Origin of the sequence: Nocardioides scoriae (assembly GCF_900104965.1) — a bacterium.
GTDB lineage: Bacteria > Actinomycetota > Actinomycetes > Propionibacteriales > Nocardioidaceae > Marmoricola > Marmoricola scoriae.
The window spans coordinates 1673002-1685696 of record NZ_LT629757.1 but is presented as its reverse complement, the minus strand read 5'-3'; the positions used below and the strand labels follow the sequence as shown (position 1 = coordinate 1685696).

The 12695-nt window shown below is 74.3% G+C and carries 15 protein-coding genes; 6 read left to right on the top strand and 9 right to left on the bottom strand.

The window, feature by feature from the left end; all coding sequences use genetic code 11:
- Window positions 1–128: 128 nt before the first annotated feature.
- Complete coding sequence (locus BLU55_RS08065; RefSeq protein WP_091728216.1) at window positions 129–395, top strand: hypothetical protein; 267 nt, start codon at window positions 129–131, stop codon at window positions 393–395.
- A gap of 132 nt (window positions 396–527) precedes the next feature.
- On the opposite strand, the gene BLU55_RS08060 is transcribed toward BLU55_RS08065, so the two are convergent.
- From BLU55_RS08060 to BLU55_RS08050, 3 genes are read right to left on the bottom strand one after another with little or no spacing between them, the layout of a single operon-like run.
- Window positions 528–1142 carry a Maf family protein gene (locus BLU55_RS08060; protein WP_091728213.1) on the bottom strand — a complete coding sequence of 205 codons (615 nt, stop codon included), beginning with the start codon at window positions 1140–1142 and terminating at the stop codon, window positions 528–530.
- A gap of 1 nt (window position 1143) precedes the next feature.
- Window positions 1144–1383 carry an acyl-CoA carboxylase subunit epsilon gene (locus BLU55_RS08055; RefSeq protein ID WP_091728210.1) on the bottom strand — a complete coding sequence of 80 codons (240 nt, stop codon included), beginning with the start codon at window positions 1381–1383 and terminating at the stop codon, window positions 1144–1146.
- Entirely contained in the window at window positions 1380–2999 is a 1620-nt protein-coding gene (locus tag BLU55_RS08050) for an acyl-CoA carboxylase subunit beta (protein WP_231917111.1), read from the bottom strand. The genes BLU55_RS08055 and BLU55_RS08050 overlap by 4 nt, the downstream gene beginning before the upstream one ends.
- A 71-nt stretch (window positions 3000–3070) precedes the next feature.
- Here BLU55_RS08050 and BLU55_RS08045 point away from each other — a divergent pair, with 71 nt between their 5' ends.
- From BLU55_RS08045 to BLU55_RS08035, 3 genes are read left to right on the top strand one after another with little or no spacing between them, the layout of a single operon-like run.
- On the top strand, window positions 3071–3886 hold the full coding sequence (locus BLU55_RS08045) for a biotin--[acetyl-CoA-carboxylase] ligase (RefSeq protein WP_091728204.1): 816 nt from the start codon (window positions 3071–3073) through the stop codon (window positions 3884–3886).
- 37 nt (window positions 3887–3923) lie between these two features.
- Window positions 3924–4424 (top strand): PH domain-containing protein, encoded by a 501-nt coding sequence (locus BLU55_RS08040; protein ID WP_091728201.1) that lies wholly within the window; start codon window positions 3924–3926, stop codon window positions 4422–4424.
- Window positions 4411–5373 carry an adenylate/guanylate cyclase domain-containing protein gene (locus tag BLU55_RS08035; RefSeq protein ID WP_091728198.1) on the top strand — a complete coding sequence of 321 codons (963 nt, stop codon included), beginning with the start codon at window positions 4411–4413 and terminating at the stop codon, window positions 5371–5373. Before BLU55_RS08040 ends, BLU55_RS08035 begins: the two co-directional genes overlap by 14 nt.
- 117 nt (window positions 5374–5490) lie before the next feature.
- On the opposite strand, the gene BLU55_RS08030 is transcribed toward BLU55_RS08035, so the two are convergent.
- Window positions 5491–6054 carry an NYN domain-containing protein gene (locus BLU55_RS08030; protein WP_091728195.1) on the bottom strand — a complete coding sequence of 188 codons (564 nt, stop codon included), beginning with the start codon at window positions 6052–6054 and terminating at the stop codon, window positions 5491–5493.
- Window positions 6055–6123: 69 nt separating this feature from the next.
- On the opposite strand from BLU55_RS08030, the gene BLU55_RS08025 reads away from it, so the two are divergent.
- Window positions 6124–7281: a 5-(carboxyamino)imidazole ribonucleotide synthase gene (locus tag BLU55_RS08025; protein WP_091728192.1), complete on the top strand. Its 1158-nt coding sequence runs from the start codon at window positions 6124–6126 to the stop codon at window positions 7279–7281.
- The gene (gene purE / locus BLU55_RS08020; RefSeq protein WP_091728189.1) at window positions 7278–7802 is read left to right on the top strand and encodes a 5-(carboxyamino)imidazole ribonucleotide mutase; all 525 of its coding nucleotides are present in this window, start codon (window positions 7278–7280) and stop codon (window positions 7800–7802) included. Before BLU55_RS08025 ends, purE begins: the two co-directional genes overlap by 4 nt.
- A gap of 31 nt (window positions 7803–7833) precedes the next feature.
- Here the strand turns inward: purE and BLU55_RS08015 are convergent, their stop codons facing one another.
- The 5 genes from BLU55_RS08015 to BLU55_RS07995 all read right to left on the bottom strand — a co-directional run bounded on the left by BLU55_RS08015 (window position 7834) and on the right by BLU55_RS07995 (window position 12675).
- Complete coding sequence (locus tag BLU55_RS08015) at window positions 7834–9969, bottom strand: xanthine dehydrogenase family protein molybdopterin-binding subunit (protein WP_231917110.1); 2136 nt, start codon at window positions 9967–9969, stop codon at window positions 7834–7836.
- Window positions 9966–10988 carry an FAD binding domain-containing protein gene (locus BLU55_RS08010; RefSeq protein ID WP_091728187.1) on the bottom strand — a complete coding sequence of 341 codons (1023 nt, stop codon included), beginning with the start codon at window positions 10986–10988 and terminating at the stop codon, window positions 9966–9968. Before BLU55_RS08010 ends, BLU55_RS08015 begins: the two co-directional genes overlap by 4 nt.
- On the bottom strand, window positions 10985–11608 hold the full coding sequence (locus BLU55_RS08005; RefSeq protein ID WP_091728185.1) for a 2Fe-2S iron-sulfur cluster-binding protein: 624 nt from the start codon (window positions 11606–11608) through the stop codon (window positions 10985–10987). Before BLU55_RS08005 ends, BLU55_RS08010 begins: the two co-directional genes overlap by 4 nt.
- 40 nt (window positions 11609–11648) lie before the next feature.
- Window positions 11649–12098, bottom strand: a complete 450-nt coding sequence (gene arfB, locus BLU55_RS08000; protein ID WP_091728184.1) for an alternative ribosome rescue aminoacyl-tRNA hydrolase ArfB — start codon at window positions 12096–12098, stop codon at window positions 11649–11651.
- A gap of 61 nt (window positions 12099–12159) precedes the next feature.
- A complete protein-coding gene (locus tag BLU55_RS07995) occupies window positions 12160–12675 on the bottom strand; it encodes a DUF2231 domain-containing protein (protein WP_091728182.1) in 516 nt (171 codons plus the stop codon).
- Between the last annotated feature and the right edge of the window lie 20 nt (window positions 12676–12695).

The window sequence follows — 12695 nt, the reverse complement described above, 5'->3', positions numbered from 1 at the left end:
GGGGAAACTGCCCGCGCGTGGGCGAGATGTCCGGTTCGGAGGGCAGTATTGCCCGTCCAGCAGGCCCGTTTCGTCCCGACGTCGGTTGCTCGTGACGACTCCGAGCAGGGCGGTCCACCCCGGCGCGGGTGCTGATGGGGCTGGTCGCGCTGGCCGGGGCCGTCTGCGCCGCGATGGCGGTCGCGCTCGGGCGCCGTGGGGACGGGGTCGTCGCCCTCGTCGCGGCGATCGCCACGACGGCGTCCTCCGCGGCCGTGGTGGCCGACGACCACGCGCTGGGCCCGTTCCTCGAGGTGCCCGTCCTGCTCGGGTCGGTGCTCGTGCTCGTGCTCGCCGCCGGCGCCTGGGGCGTCTGGGCCATCGGGGTGGAGCGAGCAGCGGCGCTCGGCAACTGAGCGTCGCGGCTCCGCCGCCCGCCGGCGCCGTCGCGCGGCGTACGCCACGGGCGACCACTGGACGTCCTTTTCGGTCACTGGACGGCTGTTGCAACAGACGTCCAGTGACTGATGACCCGGACGTCCGGGTAATCAGCGGCCCGGCGGCCGCTTCCCCCAGAAGTCCGTCCAGGTGAACCCGAGCTCGTCGAACATCAGGCGGAGCAGGGGGAGGCTGATGCCGACGACGTTGTGGGGGTCGCCGGTGACGCCGGAGACGAACGCCCCGCCGAGGCCGTCGAGGGTGAAGGCGCCGGCGACGGCGGCGGGCTCGCCGGTGGCGACGTACGCCGCGATCTCCTCGTCGCTGACGTGGGCGAACCGGACCTGGGTCGCAGCCGAGCGGGCCAGCCAGACCTCGCGCTGGGTGTCGATGACGCAGTGGCCGGTGTGCAGGACGCCGGAGCGGCCGCGCATCCGCTTCCAGCGCTCGACGGCGTCGGCCTCGCTGCTGGGCTTGCCGAGGAGCTCGCCGTCGAGGGCCAGCATGGAGTCGCAGCCGACGACCAGGGCCTGCTTCTGGCCGGAGGCGACGGCGACGGCCTTGAGCTGGGCCAGCTTCATCGTGTAGTCGGCCGGGCCGGTGATCGGCACCTGGTCCTCGTCGACGCCGCTGACGACGACCTCGGGGGAGAGGCCGGCGTCCTGCAGGGTCTTGAGGCGCGCGGGCGAGGCCGAGGCCAGCACCAGGCGGGGGACGCGTGCCACGTCAGCGGGCGCTGGCGCGCCACGCGCCGGGTCCGTGGCGGTGCACGCCGCGCACCAGCCGGTGGCGGGCCGACCACTCGGGCCGCCGCGGCGGGCCCGCGGGCGGCCGGGCGGCACCGGCCAGCGCGGAGACGACCGCGACCAGCGCGGCCAGCTCCTCGTCGGTGGGGTCGCCCGTCACGACGCGCAGCAGCGGCGTCTCCGGAGGGGAGGCTGCCGGGTCGCTCTCGGTGGCCGTCACAGCGGGATGTTCCCGTGCTTCTTGGGGGGCAGCGTGGCCCGCTTGGAGGCCAGCAGCCGCAGCGCGCGGACGACCTCGCGGCGGGTCTCGTGGGGCGTGATGACCGCGTCGACGTAGCCGCGCTCGGCGGCGACGTACGGGTTGGCCAGCGTGTCCTCGTACTCCGCGATCAGCTCGGCGCGCCGCTGCTCGACGTCGCCGCCGTCGTCGGCGAGCGCCTTGAGCTCCTTGCGGTAGACGATGTTGGCCGCGCCCTGGGCGCCCATGACGGCGATCTGGGCGGTCGGCCAGGCGAGGTTGATGTCGGCGCCGAGGTGCTTGGAGCCCATCACGTCGTACGCCCCGCCGTAGGCCTTGCGGGTGATGATCGTGACGAGCGGGACGGTCGCCTCGGCGTACGCGTAGATCAGCTTCGCGCCGCGGCGGATGATGCCGTTCCACTCCTGGTCGGTGCCGGGCAGGAAGCCGGGCACGTCGACGAAGGTGAGCACCGGGATGTTGAAGGCGTCGCAGGTCCGCACGAAGCGGGCGGCCTTCTCGGAGGCGTCGATGTCGAGGGTGCCGGCGAACTGCATCGGCTGGTTGGCCACCACCCCGACGGACTTCCCCTCGACCCGGCCGTAGCCGACGACGATGTTGGGCGCGAAGAGCTCCATCACCTCGAGGAACTCGCCGTCGTCGAGGACGGCCTCGATGACGGTCTTCATGTCGTAGGGCTGGTTGGCGCCGTCGGGGATGACGGTGTCGAGGGCCTGGTCGGTCTCGGAGACCTCGAGGTCGGCGGGGTCGTCGTACGACGGGGCCTCGTCCATGTTGTTCTGCGGCAGGTAGGACAGCAGCGCCTTGGTGTACTCCAGCGCGTCGTCCTCGTCGGAGCCCATGTAGTGGGCGTTGCCCGACTTGGTGTTGTGGGCCCGGGCGCCGCCGAGCTCCTCCATGGTGACGTCCTCGCCGGTGACGGTCTTGATGACGTCGGGACCGGTGATGAACATGTTGGAGGTGCCGTCGACCATGATCGTGAAGTCGGTGACGGCGGGGGAGTAGACGTGGCCGCCGGCGCAGGAGCCCATGATGAGGCTGATCTGCGGGATCACGCCCGAGGCGTGCACGTTGCGGCGGAAGATCTCGCCGTACAGGCCCAGGGAGACGACGCCCTCCTGGATCCGCGCGCCGGCCCCCTCGTTGATGCCGATGATGGGGCAGCCGGTCTTCATGGCGAGGTCCATCACCTTGGTGATCTTCTCGCCGTAGACCTCGCCGAGCGAGCCGCCGAAGACGGTGAAGTCCTGGGAGAACACGCACACCTGGCGGCCGTCGACCGTGCCGTAGCCGGTGATGACGCCGTCGCCGTAGGGCCGGTTCTTCTCCAGGCCGAAGGCCACCGAGCGGTGCCGGGCCAGCTCGTCGAGCTCGACGAAGGAGCCCTCGTCGAAGAGCGCCTCGATGCGCTCGCGGGCGGTCTTCTTGCCCTTGGCGTGCTGCTTCTCCACCGCCTTGGCCGAGCCCGCGTGGACGGCCTCGTCGACGCGGCGGTCGAGGTCGGCCAGCTTGCCGGCCGTGGTGTGGATGTCGATGTCGTCGGGGACGTCCGTGCCCTCACCCGGTTGTGCGCTCAACGTCAGGCTCCTCTGGTGGTCGCCGGCCGGGGCTGTGGCCAGCCTCGCGTGCGTGCGCCAATGTAGTGGCCATGACCGGATCCGAGGACCACCGCCCATCCGCCGACCAGCAGCAGCCGCCCACCGGCGGCCCGCCGGCGCTGGAGTCGCGCGACCTCGGTCGGTGGCGGATCGAGGTGGTCGAGGAGTCGGGGTCGACCAACGCCGACGTCGCCGAGCGCTTCCGCTCCGGTGACCGCGAGGGCCTGGTGCTGGTGGCCGAGCACCAGACCGCCGGACGGGGGCGGCTGGGTCGCGAGTGGGTGAGCCCGCCGCGGGCCTCGCTCACCGTCTCGTTCCTGCTCGAGCCCGACGTGCCGGCGGAGCGCTGGACCTGGCTGCCCCTGCTGACGGGAGTGGCCGCCGCGCGCGCCGTGCGCCGCAGTGCGGACGTCGCCGCCGACCTGAAGTGGCCCAACGACGTGCTGGTCGCGGGCGCCAAGCTGGGCGGGATCCTGCTGGAGCGGGTCGAGCAGGACGGCCGCGCGGCCGCCGTCGTCGGGATCGGCCTCAACGTCCACCAGGCCCAGGACGACCTGCCCGTCCCCGGCGCCACCTCGCTCGACCTGGTCGCCGGCCCCGGGGCGGTCGACCGGGCCTCGCTGCTGACGGCCCTGGTCGAGGAGCTCTCGGCGGCGTACGACGAGTGGCGCGGCGGCGAGGACCCGCGGGCGGCGTACCTCGGGCTGTGCGTGACCCCCGGCCACCAGGTCACCGTGTCGGTGCCCGGCGGCGAGGTCGTGGGGGAGGCGACCGACGTCGACGCGCAGGGCCGGCTGGTCGTGCTGACCGAGCAGGGCGAGCAGGCCCTGGGCGCCGGGGACGTCGTGCACGTCCGCCCGCGCTGACCCCGGCGCCGGGCCGCCGCGGTGGCATGATCTGGCTGTGGTGATCTCCTCCAAGCTGCTCGACGACGGCGAGACCGTCGTGGTCGGCACCCGCACGCACGTCAAGGCGCTGGTCGTCCCCGTGGTCGTGCTCCTCGTCGTGGCCGGGCTCGCGGGCTACCTGCTGACGCTGCCCGACGGCGACCGCGCCGGCACCTGGCGGCTGGTGATCGGCGTCGTGGCGCTGCTGGTCGTGCTGTGGTTCGTGCTGCTGCCGTTCCTGCGCTGGTTCTCGACCAGCTACGTCTTCACCGACCGCCGCCTGATCACCCGCACCGGCCTGCTGACCCGCACCGGCCACGACATCCAGCTCAACCGGATCAGCGACATCTCCTACGAGAAGAGCCTGCTCGACCGCCTCTTCGGCTGCGGCACGCTGGTCATCTCCGACGCCAGCGAGATGGGGATCCGGCTCGCCGACATCCCCCGGGTCGAGGAGACCCAGCTCGCCGTCAGCCGCCAGCTCTACCGTTCCTCGCGTCCCGATGACGACGCCTGAGGACCTCGAGCGGGCGATCCTCGGCGCGCTGCCCGAGCTGACCGGCGAGGAGATCTCGGCCGCGGCCGGCCTGACCCGCGACCAGTCGCAGCGGCTGTGGCGCGCGCTCGGCTTCCCCGAGGCCGAGGGCGCGGCGGCGTTCAGCACCGCCGACGAGGAGGCGCTGCACCGGGTGGCGTCGATCCTGCGCGAGGGCACCGTCGACTTCGAGACCGTGCTGCGGATGACCCGGGCGCTGGGCCAGACGATGGACCGCCTCGCCGAGTGGGAGGTCGCCACGATGGTGACCATGCTCGAGCGCACCCGCTCGGACCAGCCGCGCACCCCCGAGACGCTCCGGGTGATCCAGACGATCGGGCCCGACTTCGAGGCGCTGCTGCGCCACGTCTGGCGCCGCCACCTGCTGGCGGCGGTCGCCCGCATCGAGCACGCCGACGGCCTGCCCGAGGAGCAGATGGCCGAGGCGACCGTCGGGTTCGCCGACCTGGTCTCCTTCAGCGCGCTGACCAACCGGCTGCGCGACGACGAGATCGGCGACCTGGTCGAGGTCTTCGAGGGTCGGAGCCACGACGTGGTGGCCCGGCACCGCGGCCGCGTGGTCAAGACGCTCGGCGACTCGGTGCTCTTCCTCGCCGCCTCGCCCGCCGAGGGCGTCGAGATCGCCTGGGACATCGTCAAGGTGATCGGCGGCGACCCGCGGCTGCCCGACGTGCGCGTGGGGATGGTGACGGGCTCGGTGGTGATGCGCATGGGCGACGTCTACGGCCCCGCGGTCAACCTCGCCGCCCGCCTGGTCGGCGTCGCGCGCCGCAACCGCGTCATCACCGACCGCCACACCGCCGACGCCCTGCCGGCCGAGCGCTACGAGACCCGCGTCCTGCCCGCCCGCCCGGTCCGCGGCTTCGGCGATCTGCACCCCGTCGCCGTGCGCCGGACCCGGCGCGACTGAGCGTCCCCGCCCGGGCGGTTTCCCCGGTCGACCGGGGAAACCGGCCGTTCACGGGCGACATGTCGGACTCCAGGGGCAGTTTCCCCGGTCGACCGGGGAAACTGCCCCAGCCGACCCCTACAGGAAGTCGAGCGGGTCGAACTCGTCGATGGGGATGATCCGCAGGCGGGGGAGCTTGGTGTTGAAGGCGCGGACGTCGTACTCGAGGTCGAAGAACTCCATGCCGCGGCTCTCGAGGACCCGGAAGCCGCTGTTGCGGAACTCCTGGAAGGCCATCAGGCCGAGCCGGCGGGTGCCGAGGAGCTGCTCCATCTGCGGGAGGAAGTCGCCGTCGTTGCTGACCAGGATGACGTCGTCGGCGCGCTGGGTGAGCGCGGCGAGGGTGCGCTGGATGGCGATGTCGACGACCTTCTCGGTCGGACCGCCCCTCAGCGGGACCGGCTGGTAGCCGATGCTCGTCAGCGCCTGGACGAAGCTCATCGGCAGCTCGTCCTTGACCGCGAGGAAGAACAGGCCCTTGACCGGCTGGTCCCACTCCGCCTCGGCGAAGCCCAGGAGCCGCTCCCAGCGGGGCCGCTCCTCGGGGTGGGGGCGGCGTCCGAAGACCGAGGCGCCGAGGGTGGCGTCGATGTTCTCGCCGTCCACCAGGACGTACGTCGAGAGGCCCTGCTCGTCGCTCATGGGCCGACCCTAGCCCCGCGTGCTCGCCCGGGGCGGCGCACGACCGCGCTCCTGGATAGGGTTTCGCGCGTGGCCGCACCGCTCGCACCGACCGTCGCCGTGATCGGCGGTGGACAGCTCGCCCGCATGATGGCCGAGCCGGCCGCCGCGCTCGGCATCCCGCTCCGCCTGCTCGCCGAGGCCGAGGGGGTCAGCGCGGCCCAGGTGGTGCCGGACCACGAGGTCGGTGACTACACCGACCTCGACACGCTGCGGCGGGTCACCGAGGGCTGCGCGGTGGTCACCTTCGACCACGAGCACGTGCCGACCGACCACCTGCACGCGCTGGAGGGGTCGCTGGCCGTGCGGCCCGGCCCCGAGGCGCTGGTGCACGCCCAGGACAAGGCCGTGATGCGCCGTCGCCTGGTCGAGCTCGGCGTCCCGTGCCCGCGCCACGCGGTCGTGGCCGACGTCGCCGACGTCGAGGCCTTCGGGCTGCCGTGCGTGCTCAAGACGACGCGGGGCGGCTACGACGGCAAGGGCGTGTGGTTCGTCGCGACCGCCGAGGAGGCCGCGGCCGTCTTCGTCGAGGCCGCCGAGCAGGGCCGCACCATCCTGGCCGAGGAGCGCGTCGACTTCCGCCGCGAGCTCTCGGCGCTGGTCGCCCGCTCGCCCTCGGGCCAGCTGGCGGTGTGGCCGGTCGTGGCCTCCACCCAGCGCGACGGCATCTGCCACGAGGTGGTCGCGCCCGCCCCCGACCTCGACCCCGAGCTGGCCGTCGAGGCCCAGCAGGCCGCGATCCGGATCGCCGGCGAGCTCGGCGTCACCGGCGTCCTCGCCGTGGAGCTGTTCGAGACCCGTGACGGCCGGATCCTGGTCAACGAGCTGGCGATGCGGCCCCACAACACCGGCCACTGGACCCAGGACGGCGCGGTCACCAGCCAGTTCGAGAACCACCTGCGCGCGGTCCTCGACCTGCCGCTCGGCGCCCCCGACGCCCGGGCTCCGTGGACGGTGATGGTCAACATCCTGGGCGGGGCCCACGACACCGGCCGGCTGTACGACGGCTACCCGCACGCGATGGCGCGCGACCCGCGGCTGCGGGTGCACCTGTACGGCAAGGAGCTGCGACCGGGCCGCAAGGTCGGCCACGTCAACGCCTACGGCGACGACCTCGAGGACTGCCTGGAGCGGGCCCGCCACGCGGCGGCCTGGTTCGCCGGCGACCTCGGGGAGGAGAGCGAATGACCACCACGCCCCTCGTCGGCATCGTGATGGGGTCCGACTCCGACTGGCCGACCATGGAGGCCGCCGCGGAGGCGTGCGCGGAGTTCGACGTCGCCTTCGAGGCCGACGTGGTCTCGGCGCACCGGATGCCCGACGAGATGCTGGCCTACGGCCGCGAGGCCGCGGGGCGCGGCGTACGCGTGATCATCGCGGGGGCCGGCGGCGCCGCCCACCTGCCCGGCATGCTCGCGGCCGTGACGCCGCTGCCGGTGATCGGGGTGCCGGTGGCGCTGAAGTACCTCGACGGCATGGACTCCCTGCTCTCGATCGTCCAGATGCCCGCAGGCGTGCCGGTGGCCACCGTCGCGATCGGCAACGCCCGCAACGCCGGGCTGCTGGCCGTGCGGATCCTCGCGGCCTCCGACCCCGCCCTGCAGCAGCGGATGACCGACTTCCAGGCCGAGCTGCGCGACGCGGCCCACGGCAAGGGCCAGGTCGTGCGCGACGCCAGCGCGGACGGGCCGCGGCGCACGGGCTCCTGACCCGTACGCCGCACCCGCTACGGCGCCGCGCTCAGCCCGGCGTCGCGCCCTCGAGGAACCGGTCGGCGGTGACCGGGAGCGAGCGCACCCGCACGCCGGTCGCGTGGTGGGCCGCGTTGGCGATCGCCGCCGACGTGCCGACGATGCCGATCTCGCCGATGCCGCGCGAGCCCATCGGGGTGGCGATCGTGTCCTCCTCGTCGACCCACTCGACCGACAGGTCGCGGACGTCGGCGTGCGAGGCGACGTGGTAGCTGGCCAGGTCCTGGGTGACGACGTGGCCGAAGCGCGGGTCGCGCACGGACGCCTCGAACAGCGCCGAGGACAGGCCCATCGTCAGGGCGCCGAGGAACTGCGAGCGCGCCAGCACCGGGTTGACGATGCGGCCCACCGAGTAGGCGCCGTGCAGCCGCGCCACCCGGAGCTCGCCGGTCCAGCGGTGCACCCTCACCTCGGCGAAGACGGCGCCGAAGGAGTGCATCGCGTGGTCCTGCTGGCGCGGGTCGGCCTGGCCGCCCGCCGTGCTCTCGGCCCCGGGGCTCGGGTGCTCGCCGTGGTCCTCGCGCAGCTGCTCGGCGGCCGCGGCGATCGCGCCGCCCCACGAGCTGGTGCCCGCGGAGCCGCCGGCGACCGTGGCCCTGGGCAGGTCGGTGCTGCCGATGGCGAGGTCGACGCAGGTCATCGGGACGTCCAGGGCGTCGGCGGCGATCTGCGCGAGCACGGTCGAGGCGCCGGTGCCGATGTCGACGGCCCCGACCTCGACCCGGAAGCGGCCGTCCTCGAGCGCGACCACGCGGGCCTGGTTGCCCGGCATGACGTACGTCGGGTACGTCGCCGACGCCACGCCCGTGCCGACCCACCAGTCGCCGTCGAGCGTGGCCCGGGGCTCGGCCGCGCGGCCGCCCCACCCGAAGCTCGCGGCCCCGCGGTGCAGGCAGTCGACCAGCCGCCGGTGGTTCCAGGGCGTCCCCTCCTCGGGGTGCTCGGGCTGGTCGTTGCGCACCCGCAGCTCGACGGGGTCGATCCCCGCGGCGACGGCCAGCTCGTCCATCGCGACCTCGAGCGCGTGGGCGCCCGGCATCTCGCCCGGCGCACGCATCCACGAGGGCACGGCGACGTCGAGCCGGGCCAGCCGGTGGCTGGTGCGGCGGTGCTCGCCGGCGTACATCATCCGGCTGATGGTGGCCGTCTGCTCCGCGAACTCCTTGATGGCCGAGGTCTGCTCCAGCACCTCGTGGCCGACCGCGGTGAGGCGGCCCTCGGCGTCGGCGCCGAGCCGCATCCGGGAGATGGTGGCCGTGCGGTAGCCCGCGAGCGCGAACAGCTGCTGGCGCGTGAGCACCAGCTTGACCGCCCGGCCGGGCACCGCCTGGGCGGCCAGGGTGGCGACCACCTCGTGGCAGTGGGGCAGCCCCTTGCTGCCGAACCCGCCGCCGACGTACGGCGCGAGCACCTGGACCTGCGCCGGCTCGAGGCCGAACAGCGGCGCGATCGTCTTCGCGACGGGGTGCACGCCCTGGGTGGAGTCGTGGAGCACCAGCGGCTGCTCGGCGCCCTCGTCCCACAGCGCGAGGGTGGCGTGGGGCTCCATCGGGTTGTTGTGCAGGTACGGCGTGGAGTAGGTCTGCTCGACGGTCACGGCCGCCTCGGCCATCGCCCGGTCGACGTCGCCCTGGTCGGTGTCGGTGGGGTAGCCGGCGTTGACCTTCTCCGGGGTGTCGGTCGCGTCCTGCTCCCGCAGCTCGGCGCGGTGCTGCTCGGCGGCGTAGCTGACCTTGACCAGCGCCGCGCCCTCGCGGGCGGCCTCGAGCGTCTCGGCCAGCACGACCGCGACCACCTGGCCGCGGAAGCCGACCCGGTCGTCCTGGAGCACGGCGAGCTCGCGGTCGCTGGTGTCCGCGAGGCGGCCGGCGTTGGTGTGGTCGAGCACCGCGACCACGCCCGGGTGGGCCAGCGCCTGCGCGCTGACCAGGGCGGTGATCCGGCCCCGAGCGATGGTCGACTGGACGACGACGGCGTGCAGGGCGTCCTGGCGGTGCTCGGCGGCGTACGTCGCGGTGCCGGTGACCTTGGCGCGCCCGTCGCGGCGCACGACCGGGCGACCCATCTCGCGGGCCTGGATCGGCCGCGCGGTGCGGGTGGGCGGCTGGTCCTGGGTGGTGCTCACTGGTCGGCCTCCGTCGCGCGGGTGGGGGTGGGGGCGCCGGCCCGGCGGGCGAGGCCGGTGAGCGCGTGCACGGTGGCGCCGCGCACCATGGCGGGCTTGAAGGCGTTGTCCTCGCCGGTGCGGGCCTGCGCAAGCTCGGCGTCGCAGGCCGCGGCGATGCTCGCCTCGGTCAGCGCCTGCCCGCGCAGCCGGTCCTCCAGGACGCTGGCGCGCCACGGCTTGTGGGCGACCCCGCCCCAGGCGACGCGGACGTCGCGCACGACGTCGCCGTCGAGCTCGAGGGCGGCCGCGACCGAGACCAGCGCGAAGGCGTACGACGCGCGGTCGCGCGCCTTGTGGTAGGTCGAGAGCCGCGAGTCGGGCGTCGAGGGCAGCTCGACCGCCACGACGAGGTCGCCGTGGGCGAGGACGGTGTCGTCCTGGGGCCGGTCGCCGGGCAGCCGGTGCAGCTCGGTCAGCGGGATCCGGCGCTCACCCTCGGGCCCCTGCACGACGACGACCGCGTCGACCGCGGCCAGCGCGACCGCGAGGTCGGAGGGGTGGGTGGCCACGCACGACTCGGACGCACCGAGGATCGCGTTGTAGCGGCCGTAGCCCTCCAGGGCCGAGCACCCGCTGCCGGGCTCGCGCTTGTGGCAGGGCGTGGTGACGTCCTGGAAGTAGACGCAGCGGGTGCGCTGGAGCAGGTTGCCGCCGGTGGTGGCCTGGTGGCGGATCTGGCCCGAGGCGCCGGCGAGCAGGGCGCGGGCCACGGCCGGCCACTGCTGCCGGACCACGGGGTGGGCGGCGAGGTCGCTGTTGCGCACGTTGGCGCCGACGCGCAGGCCACCGTCGTACGGCTCCACGGCGGCCAGCGGGAGCCGGGTGACGTCGACCAGGGTGCCGGGGCGGGCGACGCCGAGCTTGAGGTGGTCCACGAGGTTGCTGCCGCCCGCGATGAAGCGGGCCTCGGGGTCGCCGGCGACGGCCGCGACCGCGCCCTGCACGTCGTCGGGACGGACGAAGTCGAAGGTCCTCATCGGGACGCCTCCTCGGTGGTGGTGGCGGGGGCGTCGGGGTCGCCGACGCCGGCGGCGTCCCTGATCGCGGCCAGGATGTTGACGTAGGCGCCGCAGCGGCACAGGTTGCCGCTCATCCGCTCCCGCAGCTCGTCGTCGAGGTCGTCGGAGTCCAGCGCCGTGATCAGGTCGACCTCGGCCTCGAGGTCGTCGGTGACGTAGGAGGGGTGGCCCTGCCTGAGCTCGTCGAGCACGCCGACGGCGGAGCAGACCTGGCCGGGCGTGCAGTAGCCGCACTGGTAGGCGTCGCGGTCGAGGAAGGCCTGCTGCACGGCGTGCAGGTCGTCGGCGCCGCCCCCGTCGGCCGCGGCGAGGCCGTCGGCCGTGGTGATCTGGGCGCCGTCGTGCTGGACGGCGAGGCTGAGGCAGGTCAGGTGGCGGCGGCCGTCGAGGAGCACGGTGCACGAGCCGCACTGGCCGTGGTCGCACCCCTTCTTGACGGTGGTGACGCCGAGCCGCTCGCGCAGCGTGTCGAGGAGGGTGGAGCGGACGTCGACCTCGACCTCGCGCGGCTGGCCGTCGACGGTCAGCGCGAGGTGGTGGCCGGTGTCCGCGGAGGTGGTTCCGGTCGGGGTGCTCACCTGGTGGCTGTACCCACCCCCCGCCCGGGTGATTCGCGCCTCACTCGCCGGTGACGCGGCCCCGCAGCTGCTTGGTACGGCCGCGTCGCGACTTCGCCTCGAGGCGTCGCCGCTTCGACCCGCGGGTGGGCTTGGTGGGCACCCGGGTGACCGGCGGGGGAGCGAGCGCCTCGCGCAGCCGGTCGGCCAGCCGCTGCCGCGCGGCGGTGCGGTTGCGCAGCTGGGAGCGCTGCTCGGAGGCGGTGACGCTGAGCACCGCGCCGACGCGCTCGACGGCCCGCCGGCGCTGGTCGTCGCTCAGCGCGGAGGTGCGGGTCAGGTCGAGGACGACCTCGACGCGGCTGTCGGTGGTGTTGACCGACTGGCCGCCGGGGCCCGACGAGCGGCTGAAGCGCTCCACCAGGTCGCCCTCGGGCACCAGGAGCCCCTGGGGCAGCCCGGGACCCGGACGGACGCGGAGTCCGGAGCCGGGCTCGCCTGCGTGGTCCACGCGGACAACCTACGTGCGCCGGGCCGCGGGGACGGCCCCGAGCCAGGGGCCGGCGCCGGGGCTAGTCGGACTCGCCGCCGGACGAGGAGCCGGAGACCTGGTCGCCCCAGGCGGCGCGGGCGCCGGAGTCGCCGATCCGGTAGACCTGCACCGTGGTGGCGAGGCCGGCGATCACGGCCAGCACGGCGACGGCGGTGAGCGCCTTCGACGAGGAGGAGCGGGTGGCCACGGTGGCGTCGCCGGTGCGGGTCTCGGACGGGGTGCGGCGCCGGTCGAGGACCACCAGCGCGACCAGGAGCACCAGCAGCGGGATCGCGAACCAGATCAGCTGGTCGCCGAGCTCGGCGTGCTCGCCGGGGTTGCCGACGCGCTTCTCGAGCGCCTCGCCCGAGGAGGTCGCGACCGGGATCAGGGCCGTGGCGACCGCGGTCACGACGATCAGCAGCGGGCCGTAGGGGCGGCGCCAGCGCGGGCGCACGGCCAGGGCGATGGTGCCGAGCATGGCGACCGGCAGCAGCACGACCACGGCGTGGACGACGAGGGGGTGGATCGGCAGGCCGTTGACGAGGTCGAACACGTGTGGCTCCCGGGGCTCAA